This window comes from Pseudomonas sp. NPDC090755 (assembly GCF_044769005.1).
Taxonomy (GTDB): domain Bacteria; phylum Pseudomonadota; class Gammaproteobacteria; order Pseudomonadales; family Pseudomonadaceae; genus Aquipseudomonas.
The window spans coordinates 172,282-194,000 of sequence record NZ_JBIVXC010000002.1 but is presented as its reverse complement, the minus strand read 5'-3'; the positions used below and the strand labels follow the sequence as shown (position 1 = coordinate 194,000).

General features: G+C 64.3%; 20 protein-coding genes. 15 read left to right on the top strand and 5 right to left on the bottom strand.

What is annotated here, in order from left to right; translation table 11 throughout:
* Nucleotide 1 precedes the first annotated feature (1 nt).
* The 4 genes from ACIQUS_RS04750 to ACIQUS_RS04735 all read right to left on the bottom strand — a co-directional run bounded on the left by ACIQUS_RS04750 (nucleotide 2) and on the right by ACIQUS_RS04735 (nucleotide 4,849).
* On the bottom strand, nucleotides 2-1,039 hold the full coding sequence (locus ACIQUS_RS04750; protein ID WP_403043537.1) for an ABC transporter ATP-binding protein: 1,038 nt from the start codon (nucleotides 1,037-1,039) through the stop codon (nucleotides 2-4).
* Nucleotides 1,040-1,143: 104 nt separating this feature from the next.
* Nucleotides 1,144-2,295 (bottom strand): putative ABC transporter substrate-binding protein YdcS, encoded by a 1,152-nt coding sequence (gene ydcS, locus ACIQUS_RS04745; protein ID WP_403043535.1) that lies wholly within the window; start codon nucleotides 2,293-2,295, stop codon nucleotides 1,144-1,146.
* A 76-nt stretch (nucleotides 2,296-2,371) separates the two neighbouring features.
* Nucleotides 2,372-3,835: a gamma-aminobutyraldehyde dehydrogenase gene (locus ACIQUS_RS04740; RefSeq protein ID WP_403043532.1), complete on the bottom strand. Its 1,464-nt coding sequence runs from the start codon at nucleotides 3,833-3,835 to the stop codon at nucleotides 2,372-2,374.
* A 99-nt stretch (nucleotides 3,836-3,934) separates the two neighbouring features.
* Entirely contained in the window at nucleotides 3,935-4,849 is a 915-nt protein-coding gene (locus ACIQUS_RS04735) for a LysR family transcriptional regulator (RefSeq protein WP_403043529.1), read from the bottom strand.
* 236 nt (nucleotides 4,850-5,085) lie between these two features.
* Between ACIQUS_RS04735 and ACIQUS_RS04730 the strand changes: the two genes are divergently transcribed.
* From ACIQUS_RS04730 to ACIQUS_RS04660, 15 genes are all read left to right on the top strand, one after another.
* A complete protein-coding gene (locus ACIQUS_RS04730) occupies nucleotides 5,086-5,775 on the top strand; it encodes a tellurite resistance TerB family protein (RefSeq protein WP_403043526.1) in 690 nt (229 codons plus the stop codon).
* 129 nt (nucleotides 5,776-5,904) lie between these two features.
* Nucleotides 5,905-7,527: a methyl-accepting chemotaxis protein gene (locus ACIQUS_RS04725; protein WP_403043523.1), complete on the top strand. Its 1,623-nt coding sequence runs from the start codon at nucleotides 5,905-5,907 to the stop codon at nucleotides 7,525-7,527.
* Between the two features lie 7 nt (nucleotides 7,528-7,534).
* On the top strand, nucleotides 7,535-8,071 hold the full coding sequence (locus ACIQUS_RS04720) for a chemotaxis protein CheW (RefSeq protein ID WP_403043521.1): 537 nt from the start codon (nucleotides 7,535-7,537) through the stop codon (nucleotides 8,069-8,071).
* Nucleotides 8,068-9,330 (top strand): CheR family methyltransferase, encoded by a 1,263-nt coding sequence (locus ACIQUS_RS04715; RefSeq protein ID WP_403043518.1) that lies wholly within the window; start codon nucleotides 8,068-8,070, stop codon nucleotides 9,328-9,330. The genes ACIQUS_RS04720 and ACIQUS_RS04715 overlap by 4 nt, the downstream gene beginning before the upstream one ends.
* Nucleotides 9,327-9,989 carry a chemotaxis protein CheW gene (locus ACIQUS_RS04710; protein ID WP_403043516.1) on the top strand — a complete coding sequence of 221 codons (663 nt, stop codon included), beginning with the start codon at nucleotides 9,327-9,329 and terminating at the stop codon, nucleotides 9,987-9,989. Before ACIQUS_RS04715 ends, ACIQUS_RS04710 begins: the two co-directional genes overlap by 4 nt.
* Complete coding sequence (locus ACIQUS_RS04705) at nucleotides 9,986-12,268, top strand: hybrid sensor histidine kinase/response regulator (protein WP_403043514.1); 2,283 nt, start codon at nucleotides 9,986-9,988, stop codon at nucleotides 12,266-12,268. The genes ACIQUS_RS04710 and ACIQUS_RS04705 overlap by 4 nt, the downstream gene beginning before the upstream one ends.
* The gene (locus tag ACIQUS_RS04700; protein WP_403043512.1) at nucleotides 12,265-13,278 is read left to right on the top strand and encodes a chemotaxis response regulator protein-glutamate methylesterase; all 1,014 of its coding nucleotides are present in this window, start codon (nucleotides 12,265-12,267) and stop codon (nucleotides 13,276-13,278) included. The genes ACIQUS_RS04705 and ACIQUS_RS04700 overlap by 4 nt, the downstream gene beginning before the upstream one ends.
* A gap of 51 nt (nucleotides 13,279-13,329) precedes the next feature.
* Nucleotides 13,330-14,334 (top strand): diguanylate cyclase, encoded by a 1,005-nt coding sequence (locus tag ACIQUS_RS04695; protein WP_403043508.1) that lies wholly within the window; start codon nucleotides 13,330-13,332, stop codon nucleotides 14,332-14,334.
* A gap of 195 nt (nucleotides 14,335-14,529) precedes the next feature.
* Nucleotides 14,530-15,625, top strand: a protein-coding gene (prfB, locus tag ACIQUS_RS04690) for a peptide chain release factor 2 (protein ID WP_403043505.1) whose coding sequence is annotated in 2 segments (ribosomal slippage) — nucleotides 14,530-14,601 and nucleotides 14,603-15,625 — 1,095 coding nt in all. Because the reading frame shifts where the segments join, the coding sequence is not laid out codon by codon here.
* A 93-nt stretch (nucleotides 15,626-15,718) separates the two neighbouring features.
* Nucleotides 15,719-17,221 (top strand): lysine--tRNA ligase, encoded by a 1,503-nt coding sequence (gene lysS / locus ACIQUS_RS04685; RefSeq protein WP_403043502.1) that lies wholly within the window; start codon nucleotides 15,719-15,721, stop codon nucleotides 17,219-17,221.
* 96 nt (nucleotides 17,222-17,317) lie between these two features.
* Nucleotides 17,318-18,022, top strand: coding sequence for a TetR/AcrR family transcriptional regulator (locus tag ACIQUS_RS04680; protein WP_403043500.1), 705 nt, complete (start codon nucleotides 17,318-17,320; stop codon nucleotides 18,020-18,022).
* A 28-nt stretch (nucleotides 18,023-18,050) separates the two neighbouring features.
* Nucleotides 18,051-18,596 carry a hypothetical protein gene (locus ACIQUS_RS04675; protein WP_403043497.1) on the top strand — a complete coding sequence of 182 codons (546 nt, stop codon included), beginning with the start codon at nucleotides 18,051-18,053 and terminating at the stop codon, nucleotides 18,594-18,596.
* Nucleotides 18,597-18,620: 24 nt separating this feature from the next.
* Nucleotides 18,621-19,898, top strand: coding sequence for a flavohemoglobin expression-modulating QEGLA motif protein (locus ACIQUS_RS04670; protein WP_403043494.1), 1,278 nt, complete (start codon nucleotides 18,621-18,623; stop codon nucleotides 19,896-19,898).
* Nucleotides 19,870-20,793: an alpha/beta hydrolase gene (locus tag ACIQUS_RS04665; protein ID WP_403043491.1), complete on the top strand. Its 924-nt coding sequence runs from the start codon at nucleotides 19,870-19,872 to the stop codon at nucleotides 20,791-20,793. Before ACIQUS_RS04670 ends, ACIQUS_RS04665 begins: the two co-directional genes overlap by 29 nt.
* A complete protein-coding gene (locus ACIQUS_RS04660) occupies nucleotides 20,790-21,119 on the top strand; it encodes a hypothetical protein (protein WP_403043488.1) in 330 nt (109 codons plus the stop codon). Before ACIQUS_RS04665 ends, ACIQUS_RS04660 begins: the two co-directional genes overlap by 4 nt.
* Before the next feature lie 125 nt (nucleotides 21,120-21,244).
* Here ACIQUS_RS04660 and ACIQUS_RS04655 read toward each other — a convergent pair whose 3' ends face one another.
* Nucleotides 21,245-21,589, bottom strand: coding sequence for a pilin assembly protein (locus ACIQUS_RS04655; RefSeq protein WP_403043486.1), 345 nt, complete (start codon nucleotides 21,587-21,589; stop codon nucleotides 21,245-21,247).
* Between the last annotated feature and the right edge of the window lie 130 nt (nucleotides 21,590-21,719).

The following is a 21,719-nucleotide window of genomic DNA, read 5'->3' as shown; positions in this document are numbered from 1 at the left end:
CTCAGCGACCCTCGCCCAGGACGGTTTCCTGCAGCGCCGTCATTGCCTCGCGAGCCCAGCGGGCGTGCACGCGCTGGCCGGGTTGCCAGCTCTGTGCCTGTTCCTGCCACTGGTTGTTGGCCTGGCTCACCGCCAGCAGCTGGCCATTGTCCAGCTTCAGCTCGTAGCGGGTGGCGCTGCCCTGGTACTGGATGTCGTGCAGCAGGCCGCTGACCTGTACTTCGTGGCTGGCGGCGCTGCCGTCCAGGCGGATGTGTTCGGGGCGAATGGAAAAGGGCATCTGGCTGCCGTTCAACTGTTCGGCCAGTTCGCCACGGACCACGTTTGAAGTGCCGACGAACTCGGCAACGAAGGTGGTGGCCGGCTTCATGTACAGGTTGCGCGGGGTGTCGACCTGTTCGATGCGTCCGCGGTTGAACACTGCCACGCGGTCGGACATCGACAGCGCCTCGGTCTGGTCGTGGGTGACGAAGATGAAGGTGATGCCCAGCTGGCGCTGGAGCTTTTTCAGTTCGCTCTGCATCTGCTCACGCAGCTTCAGGTCCAGGGCGCCGAGGGGTTCATCGAGCAGCAGCACCCGTGGCCGGTTGACCAGGGCGCGGGCCAGGGCCACGCGCTGGCGCTGGCCGCCGGACAGCTGCGCCGGCTTGCGCTCGCCATAGCCGCCCAGGGCGACCATGGCCAGGGCCTCGTCGGCGCGGGTGTGGCGCTCCTGCTTGCCGACGCCCTTGACCTTGAGGCCATAGGCGACGTTATCGCGCACGTTCATGTGCGGGAACAGCGCGTAGTCCTGGAACACCGTGTTGACGTCGCGCTGGTAGGGCGGCAGGCCCGCGGCCTCGGCGCCGTGGATGCGGATCGAGCCGCTGCTGGGTTGTTCGAAGCCGGCGATCAGGCGCAGGCAGGTGGTCTTGCCCGAACCCGAGGGGCCGAGCATGGAAAAGAACTCGCCGTCCTGGATGTCGATGGAAACCCGGTCGACGGCCTTGACCTCGCCGAACGTGCGGGAAACCTGGGTGAACTGGACTGCAAGGGTCATGATGGTGTTGCTCCGGGGAAGGCTTTTTGACTGCGGTGAATGCTGGCGGGCCGGGGCTCGCTCCTACAGGGTCTGTAGGAGCGGGCTTGCCCCGCGATGAGGCCTCAGCGACCGCCCATGATCGCGATGTAATCCTGGGTCCAGCGGCTGTAGGGCACGAACTTGCCGCCTTCGGCCTGCGGGGTTTTCCAGAAGGCGATCTTGTCGAAGTTGTCGAAGCCGTTGGTCTTGCAACCTTCGGCGCCCAGCAGCTCACTGCCGGTACAGGCCGCCGGTACCGCCGGCAAGGACCCGAACCAGGCCGCCACGTCGCCCTGGACCTTCGGCTGCAGCGACCAGTCCATCCACTTGTAGGCACAGTTCGGGTGCTTGGCCTCGGCGTGCAGCATGGTGGTGTCGGCCCAGCCGGTGGCGCCTTCCTTCGGAATGGTCGAGGACACCGGCTGCTTGTCCGCCTGCAGGCCGTTGACCATGTAGCCCCACGAACTGCTGGCCACCACGCCTTCGTTCTTCACGTCGCTCATCTGCACCGTCGCGTCGTGCCAGTAGCGATGGATCAGTGGCTGTTGCTGGCGCAGCAGGTCGAGCACGGCCTTGTACTGGGTTTCGTTCAGCTCATAGGGGTTCTGGATGCCCAGTTCCGGCTTGGCCGACTTCAGGTACAACGCCGCGTCGGCAATGTAGATCGGCCCGTCATAAGCCTGCACGCGGCCCTTGTTCGACTTGCCGTCGGGCAGGTTTTGCGGTTCGAACACCACGCTCCAGCTGGTCGGCGCCTGCTTGAACACGTTGGTGTTGTACAGCAGCACGTTCGGGCCCCACTGGTAGGGGGTGCCGTAGACCTGTTTGTTGACCACGTACCAGCCGCCATCCTGCAGGCGCGGGTCGATGTTCTTCCAGTTGGGGATCAGCGCGGTGTTGATCGGCTGCACCCGCTTGCCGACGATCAGCCGCAGCGAGGCGTCGCCCGAGGCAGTCACCAGGTCGTAGCCGCCCTTGGTCATCAGGCTGACCATCTCGTCGGAGGTGGCGGCGGTCTTGACGTTGACCTTGCAGCCGGTCTCCTTCTCGAAACCGGTCACCCAGTCATAGGCCTTGTCGCTCTCACCGCGCTCGATGTAGCCGGGCCAGGCGACGATGTCCAGTTGGCCTTCACCGTTACCCACCGCCTTGAGCGGCTCGGCGGCCTGCAGGCCGGTGCTGGCCAGCAGGGCGGTACTCAGGGCGCTGAGCAATACGGTCTTGTGCGCTGACATGGTGTTCCCTCTTCTTTGGAATTATGGTCGGGGCAGTGGCAAACAAAGGTACAAGCGTAGTGCGGTTACGGTCGGTTCACTCAAGGTGCTCGCCATGGCGCGCCATGATGTGGCGCACCACGCTGTAGTCCTGCAACGAATCACTGGACAGGTCCTTGCCGTAGCCCGAGCGCTTCAGGCCACCATGGGGCATCTCGCTGACCAGCATGAAATGGCTGTTGATCCAGGTGCAGCCGTACTGCAGGCGGTTGGCGATCTGCATCGCCTTGTCCAGGTTCCGGGTCCACACCGAGGAGGCCAGGCCGTATTCGGAGTCGTTGGCCCTGTCCACGGCCTGGCTCAGTTCGTCGAAGCGGGTCACCGTGACCACCGGGCCGAACACCTCGCGCTGGACGATCTCGTCGCTCTGCCGGCAGCCGGCCAGCAGCGTCGGCTGGTAAAAGAACCCCGGGCCCGAATGCACGGCGGCGCCGGTCACCCGTTCGATATGCGGCTGGCTCAGGGCGCGTTCGACAAAGCTGGCCACGCGGTCGCGCTGGCGCGGGGTGATCAGCGGGCCGATCTCGTTGTCGGCGTCGCGCTTGCCGGCAAAGCGCAGGCTCGAAACCGCGCTGCCCAGTTGTTCCACCAGCCGGTCGTGGATGCCTGCCTGGGCGTAGATGCGGCAGGCGGCGGTGCAGTCCTGCCCTGCGTTGTAGTAACCGTAGTTGCGCACGCCTTCGACCACGGCCTGCAGGTCGGCGTCGTTGCAGACGATCACCGGCGCCTTGCCTCCCAGCTCCAGGTGGGTGCGCTTGAGGGTGCGGGAGGCGGCCTGGAGAATCTTCTGGCCGGTGACGATGTCGCCGGTCAGCGACACCATGCGTACCTTGGCGTGGCTGACCAGGTGGCTGCCGACGCTTTCGCCGCCGCCACAGACGATGTTCAGCACACCGGCCGGCAACAGCTCGTTGAGTGCCGGTGCCAAAGCCAGGATCGACAGCGGGGTGTGTTCGGAAGGCTTGAACACCAGGGTGTTGCCGGCCGCCAGCGCCGGAGCGATCTTCCAGGCGGCCATCATGATCGGATAGTTCCAGGGCGCGATGGAGGCGACCACGCCGAGCGGATCGCGGCGCACCATGCTGGTGTAGCCGGGCAGGTACTCGCCGGCCAGCTGGCCGGTCTGGCAACGCACGGCGCCAGCGAAGAAGCGGAACACATCGATTGCCGCCGGCAGGTCGTCCTGGCGCGCCAGGTGCAGGGGCTTGCCGCAGTTCAGGGCTTCCAGACGGGCGATGGGCTCAAGCTGTTTTTGCAGGGCATCGGCGATGGCCAGCAGTACATTGGCGCGCTGTTGCGGGGTGCTGCGCGACCAGCTGGCGAAGGCGCGGTGTGCGGCCTGGATTGCCGCCTCGACCTGCTCGGCGCCGGCTTCGGGCACCTGGGTGAGCACTTCACCGGTGGCCGGATTGAAGATGGCCTCGGCGCGACCGGTGCCGGCCACCAGCTCGCCATCGATCAGCAGCGCGGTACACAGCGGGGTAGAAGATGTAGCTGGCATGCGGGCTCTCTTTGTTCTTGTGGCGGCCATTGCATCAGCCTAGAGACTAGAGGGGCCCGCGCAGGCCGACAAATTCTAAATATTGAAGGCTGCGTTCGATTAAATCGAATGCCTGCGACCGCCAGCCGGTTGTTCCCGCGCCACGGTGAGGAACGGGTCGACCAGCGCCGGGCGTGCCGTGCCCCGGCGCCAGGCCAGGCCGACGTCGAGGGTCTGGTTCAGGTCGGCCAATGGCCGGGCCTCGATGATGTCGCCTTCCAGTGACCAGGGACGGTAGGTCATGTCGGGCTGGATCGACACGCCCAGGCCCGCGGCCACCAGGCTGCGCACCGCTTCGGTGGAGGCGGTGCGCAGGCTGATGTTGGCCTGCAGCCCGGCGTCGGCCCAGATGCGTCGGGCGTTCTGTTCCATTTCGTCGACATTGAGCTGGATCAGCGGCTCCTCGGCCACTTCGGCGAGGCTGATGCTGTCGCGCTCCAGCAGCGGGTGCTGGGCCGGCAGCCAGAGGCGATGGGGCGAGTGGGTGAGGACTTCGGTCTGCAGGGCCAGGCGGTCCTCCAGGTTGGAGAGGATCAGTACGCCGACGTCGATCTCTCCACTGACCAGCAGGTGTTCGATGTAGGGGCGTTCATCTTCGGTGACGCGAATTTCGACGTTGGGGTAGGCGCGCTGGAAGCGGGTCAGCAGGTCGGCCAGGTAGTAGCCGGCGACCAGGCTGGTCACGCCGATGGTCAACTGCCCGGCAATCTGGTCGGTGCTCTGTTGCAGGCTGCGCTTGGCGTTGTCGACGGTGGCCAGGATCAGGTGCGCCTGGCGCAGGAACTGGTGGCCCTGGTGGGTCAGGGTCATGCCCTTGGCGTGGCGGTTGAACAGGCTGACGCCAATCTCTTGTTCAAGCTGCTGGATGGCCAGGGTGAGGGTCGACTGGGAAATGAACACCGCCTGGGCGGCGGCGGAAATCGAGCCGGTTTCGGCGACGGCGATGAAGTGCCGGATCTGGCGCAGGGTCATCATGAGGGGGCTTCTTATTGATTTTATCGTTGATGGTCAGTCTATATCTTTTTTTTCGATAACAATGGGCGGGCCTCCATCGCGGGGCAAGCCCGCTCTTACAGGGGGTATGGCGATTCCTGTGGGAGCGGGCTTGCCCCGCGATGGAGGCCTGGAAATGTTGTGACAAGATTGCGTCGAGCCGGGGCGGCGGGGAGAGCTTATTCTTGGCGTTCATTTCCGCACCGTGGAGACGCGCGATGAATACCCGTGGTTTGCTCGACCAGTTGCTCAAGTCCGGCCAGGAGCTGATGCAGAAAGAGTCAGGCAAGGCTTCCGTTGGCAAGTCTGGCAGCGCTGGCCTGGGCAGCCTGCTCTCCGGTGCCGGCGGCGGCGCCCTCGCAGCCGGGGTCATGGGTCTGCTGATGGGCAGCAAGAAGGCCCGCAAATATGGTGGCAAGGCACTGACCTACGGCGGCCTGGCGGCCCTCGGCGTACTGGCCTACAAGGCCTATGGCAACTGGCAGACCAAGCAGGGCGCGGCCACCCAGGGCGAGCCGCAGACCCTCGACCGCCTGCCGCCGGCCCAGGTCGAGCAGCACAGTCAGGCCATCCTCAAGGCCCTGGTGGCGGCGGCCAAGTCAGATGGGCACGTCGATGAGCGCGAGCGGGCCCTGATCGAGGGTGAGTTCGTCAAGCTGTCCAATGACCAGACGCTGCAGCACTGGCTGCACGACGAACTGAACAAGCCCCTGGACCCTGCCGATGTGGCGCGCGCCGCACGCACTCCGGAAATGGCTGCCGAGATGTACATCGCCAGCGTCATGCTGGTGGACGAAGAGCATTTCATGGAGCGCGCCTACCTGGACGAACTGGCCCGGCAGCTCAAGCTCGATCCGGCCCTCAAGGTCGAACTGGAAAACCAGGTGAAACAGGCTACCGGTCAATGATTCCGGGCTAATAGCCAGTATGGTGTGAATGCGTTCCGATTTCGCCTGAAAGTCAGCCGCAAAAGCGCGAGGTGCCTGGGCTATACTCTGCCCATTTTTCTGCGCGCGTAGAACATTTGAGGGCTGACTGTGAAAAACTGGACCTTGCGCCAACGGATTCTGGCGAGCTTCGCCGTGATCATCGCCATCATGCTGCTGATGGTGGTCGCTGCCTATTCACGGCTGGTGACAATCGAGTCCGGTGAAGAAGCGGTTCGCACCAACAGCATCCCCGGGGTCTACTACAGCTCGATGATCCGCAGCGCCTGGGTCGACAGTTACGTGTCGACCCAGCAGTTGGTGGGGCTGAGCAACCACCGCGAGATCACCCCGGCCGACCTCGATCAGTACAAGGGCTTCGAGGAACGCCTCAAGCAGCACATGGCCAGTTACCAGTCCACCATCCAGGATCCCGACGACCAGGCCAGTTTCAATGAGTTCGGTCGCCTTGAGGACGACTACATCAAGTCCATCGACACGGTGCTCGACGCCTACCGGCGCAAGGACTATGTCGAAGCCCAGCGGCTGATCAGCGACGTCCTGACCCCGGCCTGGATCACTGGCCGCAAGCACCTGAACGGTGTGATCGAGCGCAACCGGCAGTCGGCTGAAGAAGCGGCGGAGTCGATTGTCGGCGCCGTGGTCGCCGCCAAGATCAGCATGATCATTTCCCTGGTCCTGGCGGTCATCGCCGCGGCCATCTGTGGCTTGCTGCTGATGCGCGCCATCAGTGCGCCGATGCAGCGCATCGTCCACGCCCTGGACAAACTCAGCAGCGGTGACCTGAGCGTGCGCATGAACCTGGACCGCAAGGACGAGTTCGGCGCCGTCGAAACCGGTTTCAACGACATGATGGGCGAGCTGACCAACCTGGTGTCCCAGGCCCAGCGTTCCTCGGTGCAAGTCACCACCTCGGTGACCGAGATCGCCGCCACCTCCAAGCAACAACAGGCCACCGCCACCGAGACGGCGGCCACCACCACGGAAATCGGCGCCACCTCGCGGGAAATCGCCGCAACCTCCCGTGACCTGGTGCGGACCATGACCGAAGTCACTTCGGCTGCCGACCAGGCCTCCATCCTCGCCGGTTCCGGCCAGCAGGGCCTGGCGCGCATGGAAGAGACCATGCACCAGGTGATGGGCGCGGCCGATCTGGTCAACAACAAGCTGGCGATCCTCAACGAGAAGGCCGGCAACATCAACCAGGTGGTGGTGACCATCGTCAAGGTCGCCGACCAGACCAACCTGCTCTCGCTCAACGCGGCCATCGAGGCGGAAAAGGCCGGCGAATATGGCCGTGGCTTTGCCGTGGTGGCCACCGAGGTGCGTCGCCTGGCCGACCAGACCGCCGTGGCCACCTACGACATCGAGCAGATGGTGCGCGAGATCCAGTCGGCAGTCTCGGCCGGGGTCATGGGCATGGACAAGTTCTCCGAAGAAGTGCGCCGCGGCATGTTCGAGGTGCAGCAGGTGGGCGAGCAGCTGAGCCAGATCATTCATCAGGTCCAGGCCCTGGCGCCGCGGGTGCTGATGGTCAACGAGGGCATGCAGGCCCAGGCCACCGGCGCCGAACAGATCAACCACGCCCTGGCGCAACTGGGTGATGCCAGCAGCCAGACCGTGGAGTCGCTGCGCCAGGCCAGCTTCGCCATCGACGAGTTGAGCCAGGTTGCTGCCGGCCTGCGTGGCGGTGTCTCGCGGTTCAAAGTCTGATTCGCCGATGAACGACCTTCAGTTTCGTCGTCGACAGCAGGCGACCGCCCACGGCACGCTGTACCTGCTGTTCAAGATCGCTGAGCAGCGCTTTGCCCTCGATGCCCATGAGGTCGCCGAAGTGCTGCCGCGTCTGCCGCTCAAGCCCATTGCCCAGACGCCAGCCTGGGTGGCCGGGGTGTTGGCCCATCGCGCGGCACTGATTCCGGTGATCGATGTGGGGGCCTTGAGTTTCGGTGTGCCGGCGCCGGTGCGCACCAGTACCCGCCTGGTGCTGGTGCACTATCGGGTCGATCCGTCGCGACCGGATCTGCTGCTGGGCCTGATTCTCGAGCAGGCCACCCAGACCCTGCGTTGCCAGCCCGACGAGTTCCAGCCCTACGGCCTGGATAACCAGCAGGCGCCCTATCTCGGACCGGTGCGCGAGGATGCCGAGGGGCTGGTGCAGCGCATCAGCGTCCAGGACCTGCTCAGCGACGAGGTGCGTACCTTGCTGTTTCCACTGCCTGAAGCCCAGGCCGGTGACGGGCGGGAGCAGCCATGAGCAGCGGACAGCGGTTCTTCCGCTTCTTGCAGGAACGCATCGGCCTGGATGTCGCCTCGGTCGGCGCCCCGATGGTCGAGCGCGCCTTGCGCCAGCGCTGTGCGGCGCTGGAGGCGCGTGACCTGGATGACTATTGGCTGCACTTGCAGCAGTCGGGCCAGGAGCAACAGGCGTTGATCGAAGCAGTGATCGTCCCGGAGACCTGGTTCTTCCGCTACCCGGAGTCATTCACGGCCCTGGCGAGCCTTGCCGGCAAGCGCCTGGCCGAGCTTGCCGGGATACGGCCGCTGCGGATCCTCAGCCTGCCATGCTCGACCGGCGAGGAGCCTTACTCGATCGCCATGGCCCTGCTGGATGCCGGCATTCCCGCGCAGGCCTTCCGGGTCGACGGTATCGACATCAGCCCCAACTCGGTCGCCCGGGCCCAGCAGGCCCTGTACGGGCGCAACTCCTTTCGCGGCACTCACCTGGATTTTCGCCAGCGCCATTTCGATGAGTCCGAACAAGGCCACAGGCTCCATGAACGGGTACGCCAGCAGGTCAACCTGCAGGTGGGCAATGTCCTGGATCCGGCGCTCAAAGCCCGGGAAGGCTGCTATGACTTTGTCTTTTGCCGCAACTTGCTGATCTATTTCGACGTGCCCACCCAGCAGCGCGTGTTCGAGGTGCTCAAGCGCCTGATCCATGAGCAGGGCGTGCTGTTCATCGGCCCGGCCGAGGGTAGTTTGCTGGCGCGCATGGGCATGCGCCCGCTGGGTATCGCCCAGTCGTTCGCCTACGTGCGCCAGCCTGAAGTGGAGCCAGCTGCGCTCAGCAAGCCTGTGGTTATCGTGTCGCCGACGCCGCCGCCCGCCAGCCTGCCACGTCCGATGGCGATCCCGGCGCGCAGGCCCAGGGACGTCATGCCCAAGCGGGTCGCCCGGGTGTACGTTGCCGAACCGAGCGCTGAATTGCTGGCACAGATCGCCCAGTTGGCCAACGCCGGCAACAGCCTTGAAGCCCAGGCGGCGTGCACGCGCTATCTGCAGCAGTATCCGCCCAATGCCCAGGTGTTCTATTGGCAGGGGCTGCTCAGCGATACCGCCGGCGACAGCCAGGACGCTGTCAGTCACTACCGCAAGGCGCTGTACCTCGATCCGCAGCACCACGAAGCGCTGGTGCACCTGGCCATGTTGCTCGACTCCCAGGGTGACAGCGCCGGTGCCCGGCGTCTGCAGGAGCGCGCCGCGCGCCGGGCTGACCGGGAGTCTGAACAATGAAGGGAGAGCACGACGTGCAGCTGGTTGCCACTGATGCCGCCGCCATCGACGACTGCTGGAACCGTATCGGTGTACAGGGCGACAAGAGCTGTCCGCTGCTGGTGGAGCATATTCATTGTCGCAACTGCTCGGTCTACGCCGCCGCCGCCACGCGTCTGCTGGACCGCTATTCGCTGGCGCAGGGTCACCACGAGCAGGCGCAAGTGCAGGAGGAGGGCGGTGGCCGGTCGTTGCTGCTGTTCCGCCTGGGCGAGGAATGGCTGGCCCTGGCCACGCGTTGCCTGGTAGAAGTTGCCCCGTTGCAGCCGGTGCATTCGTTGCCCCACCAGCGTTCACGGGTACTGCAAGGCGTCGCCAATGTCCGCGGGGCCCTGGTGCCGTGCCTGTCGATGGCTGACCTGCTGGGCCTGGAAGTGGTCGGCAATGGCGCCACCTCGGCCCGGGTCATGCCGCGCATGCTGATCATCGCCGCCACCGGCGGTTCGGTGGTGCTGCGCGTGGACGAGGTTGACGGTATCCACGGCCTGGACCCCGTGCGGTTGCAACAGGAACGCTGCGAAGCGCGTTTTACTGCAGCGGTACTGCAGTGGCGCGGGCGCAGTGTACGGGTGCTGGATGAAGAGCAAGTGCTGTCTGCCGTGAACCGGAGCCTGTCATGACCCCAGAGCAAATGCGCGATGCTTCGTTGCTCGAACTGTTCAGCCTGGAGGCCGAGGCCCAGACCCAGGTCCTGAGCGCCGGCCTGCTGGCACTGGAGCGTAACCCGACCCAGGCCGACCAGCTGGAAGCCTGCATGCGTGCGGCCCACTCGCTCAAGGGCGCTGCGCGTATCGTTGGCGTCGATGCCGGCGTCAGTGTGGCCCATGTGATGGAAGACTGCCTGGTCGGCGCCCAGGAAGGGCGACTGCTGCTGCGTGCCGAGCATATCGATACCTTGCTTCAGGGCACCGACCTGCTGATGCGGGTAGCGACCCCGGGGGATGCGAGCATCGAATCGGCGGTGCAGGCGTTCCTGGTGCAGATGGCTGCGCTGCTCGATCCTGCCAGCGCGGTGAGTGCCCCTGTGGCCGACCTGCCGTCCCGTGCAGCGGAACCTGTCGTTGCGCCCGCGCCGGCAGAGCCGCTGGCCGAGCCCGCGGTGCTCGACACCGACCCTGAGCCCGCCCCGGCGGCCAAGGGCGCACGCGGGGGAGAGCGGGTGCTGCGGGTTACGGCCGAGCGCCTGAACAGCTTGCTCGACCTGTCGAGCAAGTCGCTGGTCGAAACCCAGCGCCTCAAGCCTTACCTTGCCACCTTGCAGCGCCTCAAGCGTTTACATGGCCAGAGCATTCGCGCACTGGACGGCCTGAAGACCCAGCTCGAAGCCAGCGGCCAGAGTCCGGAAGTCCAGGAAGCCCTGGCCCAGGCCCAGCACCTGCTGGGGCAGACCCAGCAGATGCTGCTGCAGCAGGCTGCCGACCTCGATGAATTCGGTTGGCAGGCCAGCCAGCGGGCGCAATTGCTCTATGACACGGCGCTGGCCTGCCGCATGCGGCCGTTCGCCGATGTGCTGACCGGGCAGAGCCGTATGGTTCGCGACCTGGGACGTAGCCTGGGCAAGCAGGTGAGCCTGGAGATCGAGGGTGAGAAGACCCAGGTCGATCGCGATGTCCTGGAAAAACTCGAAGCGCCCCTGACTCACCTGCTGCGCAATGCCGTCGACCATGGCATCGAACTGCCGGAACGACGCTTGCTGGCCGGCAAGCCGCTGGAAGGGCATATCCGCCTGCGCGCTTCGCACCAGGCTGGCCTGCTGGTGCTGGAAATCAGTGACGATGGCGGCGGCGTCGATCTTGAGCGCTTGCGCCAGAGCATCGTCGAGCGCCAGTTGTCTCCGGCCCAGACCGTGGCGCAGATGAGCGAGGCGGAGCTGCTGACCTTCCTGTTCCTGCCCGGCTTCAGCCTGCGCGACCAGGTCACCGAGGTGTCCGGTCGCGGCGTCGGCCTGGACGCTGTGCAGCACATGGTCCGTGAGTTGCGCGGCTCCATCGAATTGACCCAGACCAGCGGCCAGGGCAGTTGCTTCCACCTGGAAGTGCCCCTGACGCTGTCGGTGGTGCGCAGCCTGGTGGTCGAAGTCGGTGCCGAGGCCTACGCCTTTCCCCTGGCGCACATCGAGCGCACCCTGGAACTGCCGGCCGAGGCCATCGTGCAGATCGAGGGGCGCCAGCATTTCTGGCACGAAGGCCGGCATATCGGCCTGGTCGCGGCCAGTCAGTTGCTCAACCGGCCGCCCAGCCAGACCGAAGGGCAAACCATCAAGGTGGTGGTGATCCGTGAGCGCGAGATGCTCTATGGCGTGGCGGTCGAACGCCTGGTCGGCGAGCGGGTGCTGGTGGTGATGCCGCTCGATGCGCGGCTGGGCAAGATCCAGGACATCTCCGCCGGTGCCTTGCTCGACGATGGTGCCGTGGTGCTGATCATCGATGTCGAGGACCTGTTGCGTTCGGTGGACAAGCTGCTCAGCACCGGTCGCCTGGAGCGCATCGAGCGGGGTACGCGCAGCGCCCGCGAGGCGGCCCGCAAGCGGGTACTGGTGGTCGACGACTCGCTGACCGTACGCGAACTGCAACGCAAGCTGCTGAGCAACCGCGGTTACGAGGTGGCGGTGGCGGTCGATGGCATGGATGGCTGGAATGCCTTGCGCAGCGAGGACTTCGACCTGCTGATCACCGACATCGACATGCCGCGCATGGACGGTATCGAACTGGTGACCTTGCTGCGCCGCGACAACCGGCTGCAGTCGCTGCCGGTCATGGTAGTGTCCTACAAGGATCGTGAAGAAGATCGCCGCCGTGGACTGGATGCCGGAGCCGACTACTATTTGGCAAAGGCCAGTTTCCACGATGATGCCTTGCTAGATGCCGTGGTCGAGTTGATCGGGGGAGCACAGGGATGAAGATCGCCATCGTCAACGACATGCCCATGGCCGTGGAAGCCTTGCGCCGGGCGCTGGCCTTCGAGCCTGCGCACCAGGTGATCTGGGTGGCCGGCAATGGCGCCGAGGCGGTCAAACTGTGTGCCGAGCAGACCCCCGACCTGATCCTGATGGACCTGATCATGCCGGTCATGGACGGCGTCGAGGCGACCCGGCGGATCATGGCCGAGACGCCGTGCGCCATCGTGATCGTCACCGTGGACCGCCAGCAGAACGTCCACCGGGTGTTCGAGGCCATGGGCCATGGCGCCCTGGATGTGGTCGACACCCCGGCCCTGGGCGCAGGTGATCCGAGAGAGGCGGCAGCGCCCCTGCTACGCAAGATCCTCAACATCGGCTGGTTGATCGGCCAGCAGCGCAACAATACGCCGCGCCCCCTGGCTGCACCGCTTCGTGAAGAAGCGCAGCGCCAGCGCCTGGTGGCCATCGGTTCCTCGGCCGGTGGTCCGGCGGCCCTGGAAGTGCTGCTCAGGGGCTTGCCGCGTGATTTTTCCGCGGCCATCGTGCTGGTCCAGCATGTTGACCAGGTGTTTGCCGCCGGCATGGCCGACTGGCTCGGCAGCGCCTCCGGGCTGCCGGTGCGCCTGGCCTGTGAAGGCGAGGCGCCGCAGCCTGGCCAGGTCCTGCTGGCCGGCACCAACCACCATATCCGCCTGCTCAAGAACGGTACCCTGGCCTACACTGCCGAGCCTGTGAACGAAATTTACCGGCCTTCGATCGACGTATTTTTTGAAAGCGTGGCCCGCTACTGGCGCGGCGACGCAGTTGGCGTGCTGTTGACCGGCATGGGGCGCGATGGTGCCCAGGGCCTGAAACTGATGCGCCAGCAGAACTTCCTGACCATTGCTCAGGACCAACACAGCAGCGCCGTTTACGGCATGCCCAAAGCGGCGGCGGCGATCGATGCGGCGGTGGAGATCCGCCCGCTGGAACGCATCGCTGCACGACTGATGGAAATTTTCCCGAAATGACGATATGTATTGAGCCACGCCGGCCCGCCGGCAGTGACCAGGTGACAGCGCATGAATGACTTACCGCTCGACGGTTTCCCGACCATGAATGAAAATTCGGCCATGGTCCTGCTGGTCGACGATCAGGCCATGATCGGCGAGGCGGTGCGCCGTGGCCTGGCTCACGAAGAGAACATCGACTTCCACTTCTGCGCCGACCCGCACCAGGCGGTGGCCCAGGCTGTGCGGATCAAGCCCACGGTGATCCTCCAGGACCTGATCATGCCCGGCCTGGACGGCCTGACCCTGGTGCGCGAGTACCGCAACAACCCGGCCACCCAGGACATCCCGATCATCGTCCTGTCGACCAAGGAAGATCCGCTGGTCAAAAGCGCGGCCTTTGCCGCCGGTGCCAACGACTACCTGGTCAAGCTGCCGGACAACATCGAACTGGTGGCGCGCATTCGCTACCACTCGCGCTCCTACCTGACCCTGCTGCAGCGCGACGAGGCCTATCGCGCCTTGCGCGTCAGCCAGCAGCAACTGCTCGACACCAATTTGGTGCTGCAGCGGCTGATGAACTCCGACGGCCTCACCGGGCTGTCCAACCGCCGCCATTTCGACGAATACCTGGAGCTGGAATGGCGCCGGGCCATGCGCGAGCAGGCCCAGCTGTCGCTGCTGATGATCGATGTCGACTATTTCAAGTCGTATAACGACACCTTCGGCCACCTGGCCGGTGACGAGGCGCTGCGCAAGGTGGCCGATGCCATCCGCGGCTCCTGCGCACGCCCCAGCGACCTGCCGGCGCGCTATGGCGGCGAGGAGTTCGCCCTGGTGCTGCCCAACACATCGCCGGGTGGTGCCCGCCTGGTGGCAGAAAAACTGCGCCAGTCGGTGGCGGCAATGAACATCGCCCACAACATGCCCGAAGCCGACTCCAGCCTGACCGTCAGCATTGGCCTGGCTACCCACACACCGGCCATGGGTAGCAACTGCCGGCAACTGATCTCGGCAGCGGACAAGGGCCTGTACCTGGCCAAGCACAACGGTCGCAACCAGGTCAGGGTGGAGTGAGCGGCGACCCCTTCGCCGGCTGTGCCGGCTCCCACAGGTTCCATGGCCCGTGAGTGCTCTGCAACCCTGTGGGAGCTGGCGAAGCCAGCGATGAGCCACAAGTGGTCCCAAGCCGCCCGACGGGCTGCCGTCGGCTTTCAGACTCGGTTATACTCTCCGGCTTTTCTACAGAATACGCACGAGAGCTTCCCGACCATGGAAATCCAACCGATTCTTAACACCATCAAGGACCTCACCGAGCGTTCCGAATCTATTCGGGGGTATCTTTGACTACGATCAAAAGCATGAGCGTCTGATCGAAGTCAACCGCGAGCTGGAAGACCCTGCGGTCTGGAACAAGCCCGAGTATGCCCAGGGGTTGGGGCGCGAGCGTTCCCTGCTGGCGCAGGTCGTCGAGACCCTGGACAAGCTGTCCGGCGGCCTGGCCGACTGCACGGACCTGCTCGACATGGCCGTCGAGGAGAATGACGAAAACGCCGTCGGCGACGTCGTGAGCGAGCTGGAGGGCCTGGAAGAGTCCCTGGCCAAGCTCGAATTCCGTCGCATGTTCAGCGGCGAGATGGACATGAACAACGCCTACCTGGACATCCAGGCCGGCTCCGGCGGCACCGAAGCACAGGACTGGGCCAACATCCTGCTGCGCATGTACCTGCGCTGGGCCGACAAGCGTGGCTTCGATGCCACCATCATCGAGTTGTCCGAAGGTGAAGTCGCCGGTATCAAGGGCGCCACCGTGCATATCAAGGGCGAGTACGCCTTCGGCTGGCTGCGCACCGAAATCGGCGTGCACCGCCTGGTGCGCAAGAGCCCGTTCGACTCCGGCGCCCGTCGCCATACCTCGTTCTCGGCGGTGTTCGTCTCGCCCGAGATCGACGACAAGGTCGAGATCGAGATCAACCCGGCCGACCTGCGCATCGACACCTATCGCTCCTCCGGCGCCGGTGGCCAGCACGTGAACACCACCGACTCGGCGGTACGTATCACCCACGTGCCGACCAACACCGTGGTGGCTTGCCAGAACGAACGCTCCCAGCACGCCAACAAGGACACCGCCATGAAAATGCTGCGGGCCAAGTTGTACGAGCTGGAAATGCAGAAGCGCAACGCTGCTTCGCAGGCGCTGGAAGACAGCAAGTCGGACATCGGCTGGGGCCACCAGATCCGCTCGTATGTTCTCGATGACTCTCGCATCAAGGACCTGCGCACCGGCGTTGAGCGCAGCGACTGCCAGAAAGTCCTGGACGGTGACCTCGACCAGTACCTGGAAGCGAGCCTCAAGCAGGGGCTGTAAACCGCACACCACCGCCGCGATACGAGGCCATCGGCCCGTATCGCGTGCCCTGCCCGACAAGGGCAACGAACACCTGATGGAAAGAATGACGACATGAGCGACCTCAATCTCGACCCGCAAGACCTGCAACAGGAAGAAAACACCCTGATCGCCCTGCGCAAGGAAAAGCTTGCTGCCGAGCGCGCCAAGGGTAATGCCTTCCCCAACGACTTCCGCCGTGACAGCTACTGCAACGACCTGCAGAAGCAATATGTCGACAAGACCAAGGAAGAGCTGGAAGCTGCAGCGATTCCGGTCAAGGTTGCCGGCCGCATCATGCTCAACCGTGGCTCGTTCATGGTGATCCAGGACATGACCGGTCGCATCCAGGTCTACGTCAACCGCAAGACCCTGCCCGAAGAAACCCTGGCCGCGGTCAAGACCTGGGACCTGGGCGACATCATCGCCGCCGAAGGTACCCTGGCCCGTTCCGGCAAGGGTGACCTGTACGTCGAGATGACCAGCGTGCGCCTGCTGACCAAGTCGCTGCGCCCGCTGCCGGACAAGCACCACGGCCTGACCGACACCGAACAGCGTTATCGCCAGCGCTACGTCGACCTGATGGTCAACGAGGAAACCCGTCACACCTTCCGCGTTCGTTCGCAGGTCATCGCCCACATCCGCAACTTCCTGATGGCGCGCGACTTCCTCGAAGTGGAAACGCCGATGCTGCAGACCATCCCAGGTGGTGCCGCGGCCAAGCCGTTCGAAACCCACCACAATGCGCTGGACATGCAGATGTTCCTGCGTATCGCCCCGGAGCTGTACCTCAAGCGTCTGGTGGTCGGTGGCTTCGAGAAAGTCTTCGAAATCAACCGCAACTTCCGTAACGAAGGCGTTTCGACCCGGCACAACCCCGAGTTCACCATGCTCGAGTTCTACCAGGCCCACGCCGACTATGAAGACAACATGGACCTGACCGAGGAGCTGTTCCGCGAACTGGCGCAGCTTGTACTGGGGACTACCGATGTGCCGTACGGCGACAAGGTGTTCCACTTCGGCGAGCCGTTCGTGCGCCTGTCGGTGTTCGACTCGATCCTCAAGTACAACCCTGAGATCACCGCTGCCGACCTCAATGACCTCGACAAGGCCCGCGAGATCGCCAAGAAAGCCGGTGCCAAGGTGCTCGGTCACGAAGGCCTGGGCAAGCTGCAGGTCATGATTTTCGAAGAGCTGGTCGAGCACAAGCTGGAGCAGCCGCACTTCATCACCCAGTACCCGTTCGAAGTCTCGCCGCTGGCCCGTCGCAACGACGAGAACCCGAACGTCACCGACCGTTTCGAGCTGTTCATCGGTGGCCGCGAGATCGCCAACGCCTACTCCGAGCTCAACGATGCCGAAGACCAGGCCGAGCGCTTCATGGCCCAGGTGGCCGAGAAGGACGCCGGTGACGACGAAGCCATGCACTACGATGCCGACTTCGTCCGCGCCCTGGAATACGGCATGCCGCCAACCGCCGGTGAGGGCATCGGTATCGACCGTCTGGTGATGCTGCTGACCAACTCGCCGTCGATCCGCGACGTGATCCTGTTCCCGCACATGCGCCCGCAGGCCTGAGTGTCCTGAACAAGCCGCCTTTCGAGGCGGCTTTTTCTTGTCTGTCGATAATTTTCAACGGCTCCAACCGGGGGGAGACCCGCAGTGACTCCTGCAATGGCTCAACAAGGTGCGGCGGGCGTAGCCACGGCCGTCGCGGAAAGTGTGCAATACCAGGGCCGCAAGGCCAGTCGCCAGGGTAGCGAGCAGCGCCGCCAGGACATCCTCGACGCGGCCATGCGCATTGTCGTGCGCGACGGCGTGCGAGGCGTGCGTCACCGCGCGGTGGCGGCCGAGGCCGGAGTGCCGCTGTCGGCGACCACCTACTATTTCAAGGACATCGAAGACCTGCTCACCGATACCTTCGCCCAGTACGTGGAACGAAGTGCTGCCTACATGGCCAAACTGTGGGAAAGCGCCGAAGTCGTGCTGCGCCAGTTGCTCGCTCAGGGAGACGGCAGCCCGCAGAGCAGGGCGCACCTGGCCGATGAGGTGGCGAAGATGACTGCCGATTATGTGCAGCGCCAGTTGCACAATCGCCGTGATTTCCTGATGGCAGAGCAGGCCTTTCGCCAGGAGGCACTGCTGTGTCCGCGACTGGCCGAACTGGTCAGGCTGCACGAGCAGATTTTGTTGCGCGGCGCCTGCCAGATGCTCCAGGTCGTGGGCTCGCGCCAGCCGCAGCAGGATGCGCTGGTGTTGACGGCGATTATCGAGCAGATGGAATATCAGGGCCTGCTCGACGGCTCACGTGTCGAGGCGCCTGCGCAGATGCTCGCTATCCTTACCCGGTACCTGCATCTGGTGCTGGCCGCCGCGTGAGGCGCGGCCCTATTTCAAGGAGAACCCGATGAAAGCCAGAAGTCTGCTGTTGGCGCTGTCGTTCCTGCTGCTTGGCGGTTGTCTGGTGACCTTCAATGAGCCGATCCCGGCCAACGAGGCGGCGCCCAAGGCCTTGCTCGGCAAATGGACCAGCAAGGACGCCTGGGGCGAGCCGCTGAAGCTGGAGATCAGCCGCATCGGCGGCAATGCCTACAAGGCCGTGGCCATCGGTAAGGACAAGAAGCGCGATGAATACGCCTTCACCGTGTCGCGGCATGGCAATCGCTGGTACCTCTCGGCCGGCGTGCCCAAGCGCCTGGGCGGCAACTTCCTGATCGGCGGGTTCGATGTCATCGACGGCAACGAACTGGTGGTCTACAACCTCGACGTCGAACAGGTCAAGCAGGCCGTAGAGAAGAAAGAGCTCAGCGGCCGTACGTATGATGTGCCGCAAGACAACGGCGAGGGCGTGCTGATCGACAGTCCGGTGGAGCGCTTCATGGCCTACCTGGACGATCCGGCCAACTCCGACCTGTTCATTGAAGAGGCGCGGTTCCAGCGGGCCGGCAAGTAATACAGACGATTCAAGGAGTGTAGGGTGGACGAGTACCAGCAGACGATACGTGCCCTGTCTGATCGCATTGTCCTGGCGCAAACGCCCATTCGCGTGCTCGATGCGGTGAAGTGGGACGACAGCATCCGCCAGGGTTTTCTCAAGGCCAAGGGCAGGGAGATGCCGGCGGTGGATCGCGCCTATTACCAGGCGCGGCCGTTGTCGTTCGATTCCAGCGCGGTGAAGCTGGAGTTCCAGAACATCGAGCGCGACATCACCCGCCAGCTGGGCCAGTTCAACCCGGTCGGGCAGATCATGCGGCGCATGTGCAAGGAATATCGCATGGTGGTGCGCATGCTCGAGGCGCGTGGCACCGAGGATTTCGGCCTGATCTCCCAGGAACTGTACGGCGCCGCCTCCGATGCGTTCCATGCTGGCGATCCGACCCTGGCAGACCTGGGGCTGATGCTCTCGGATTACCTGAACAACATCGATGGTCGCGGCGACCTCAAGGACGAACCGAAGGACCTCACCGCCAAGCAGGCCGTGGAGATGCTCCAGCGACGCCTGAACAAGGTGTTCAACGAGGCCGAGGACACCATCCGCGTGTTCGAGTCCGACGGTATCGTCGCCGATGCCGCTGCCGGCGCCGACTACATCAAGATCCGCAGCGACGCCATGTTCAACAGCCGCGACGTGCGCGCCCTGGAAGTCCATGAAGGGCTGGTGCACGTGGGCACCACCCTCAACGGCCTGAACCAGCCGATCTGCACCTTCCTGGCCAAGGGCCCGCCCTCGTCGACCGTGACCCAGGAAGGCCTGGCGATCCTCATGGAAGTGATCGCCTTTGCCTCCTACCCCAGCCGCCTGCGCAAGCTGACCAACCGCACCCGGGCCATCCATATGGTCGAGGAGGGCGCCGATTTCATGCAGATCTACGAGTTCTTCCGCGCCCAGGGCTTTGGCATGCCGGAAAGCTACGGCAACGCGAGCCGGGTGTTCCGCGGCTCGGTGCCCAATGGACTGCCATTTACCAAGGACTTGTCCTACCTCAAGGGCTTCATCATGGTTTACAACTATATTCAGTTGGCCGTGCGCAAGGGCAAGCTCGAACAGATCCCCTTGCTGTTCTGCGGCAAGACCACCCTTGAGGACATGCGCACCCTGCGCCAACTGGTCGATGAAGGCCTGGTGGAACCGCCCAAGTACTTGCCGGAACAGTTTCGCGACCTCAACGCGTTGTCGGCCTGGATGTGTTTCTCCAACTTCCTCAACCACCTGAGCCTGGACCGGATTGAAGCCGACTATTCGAACATTCTCTGAAGCAAGGCGCAGGTGGCTGGGCCTGCTGCTGGTGTTGCTGAGTCTGGGCGGCTGCAGTTCGCTGCTGTTCTATCCCGAGCCCGGCCAGCCATTCACCCCGCAGAAGGCCAAGCTGCAGTACCGCGATGTCAACCTGACGGCGGCCGACGGTACCCGCCTGCACGGCTGGTGGTTGCCGGCCAAGGCCGGCGTCGAGGTCAAGGGCACGGTGCTGCACCTGCATGGCAACGGCGGCAACCTGGCCTGGCACCTGGGAGGGAGCTGGTGGTTGCCCGAGCAGGGCTATCAGGTACTGTTGCTGGATTACCGGGGGTACGGGCTGTCCCAGGGCAAGCCGGCCTTGCCACAGGTTTACCAGGACATCGCCGCCGCCCTTGACTGGCTGGAGCGGGCCCCTGAGGTACAGGGCAAGCCGCAAGTGTTGCTGGGGCAGAGCCTGGGCGGTGCCATGGCCATTCATTACCTGGCCGAGCATCCACAACAGGCCCGGCGCTTCAAGGCCATGGTGTTCGACGGCGTGCCGGCCAGCTACCGCCAGGTCGGGCGCTTTGCCTTGAGCAATTCCTGGGTGACCTGGCCCTTGCAGGTGCCCCTGTCCTGGCTGGTACCCGATGGCGACAGCGCGATTCATTCGATTGCGCAGCTCAAGGCGCCGCCCAAGCTGTTCTTTCACAGCATCGATGACCCGATCGTACCGCTGGCCAACGGCATCCGGTTGTACCAGGCGGCACCACCGCCGAAGGTGTTGCAGCTTACCCGTGGCGGCCATGTGCAGACCTTTTCCGACAAGACCTGGCGCCAGGTGATGCTGCGCTTTCTCGATGACCCCGAACATTTCAATGGATTGCGGCGTCTGGCCGAAGTCCCCAATTACCCTGACGAGACGTCACAATGAGTGAAGAACGTAACGCGATTCCCCTGATCATCACTGGAGTCTGCAGCATCATCGGCACGGTGGGTGCCCTGTGGTACTACGGCTACCTGCATTTCGCCAAGCCCGAGGATGCCTTGTTGCTGTCGGACTTCACCATGCTCAAGACCATCCCCGGGGAGGACTACAAGATCTCCCTGCAGCCAGCTACCCAGGTGGCCCAGTGTGTCGATGGCGTGCTGGTGATGTTCGATACCGCGCAAAAGGGCCTGACCGGCGTGCTGGTGAACAACAAGAAACAGGCGGTGCGCTGCCTGGGCCAGGAAACCCCGCAAGAAATCCAGGAGTAACTGCGGCCACCGCATACCTCTGTGGGAGCCGGCATCGCCGGCGATGGGGCCGTCAATCCATTGCAGTTGGCCCAGGCGTACGACTGCTGCGCAGTCGATCGCAGGCTACGCCTGCTCCCACAGGATCAATGCGTCGACTCGTCCTTGCGACTGTCCATGGCCTGCAGGTAACGGCGCGACAGCGCCAGGAAGCGCGGGGTCGGGCCGATGTCTTCGTACAGCGGATCACCTTCCTCGTCGGTTGCTATCACCTGCTGGCCCTTGACGTAAGGGAAGCTTGCTTCCAGCTCCTCCAGGGCCGCTCCCAGCAGCTCACCGAGCAGTTCTTCAGGCCGGCGCTTGGGGTACATCTCGGCCAGTGCAGCCAGGCGCGCCGCCGATTCCACATCCAGATGCAGGACATGACCGGTGGGGCTCAGGCGACCCTTGGCGTTGCGTTCCCAATGCCGGGCAAGCTCGCGGATTTTCATGATGACCTCGTAAAGACCTGGGTATCAATATTCAGCGTAGCCACTGCGCAGCCTTTCGTCTGCCTTGAAAGCACCACCGGTAGTGGGGCACTCTGGTCCTAGAGCGGTTTTCCAGGAATGCCGGAGACAA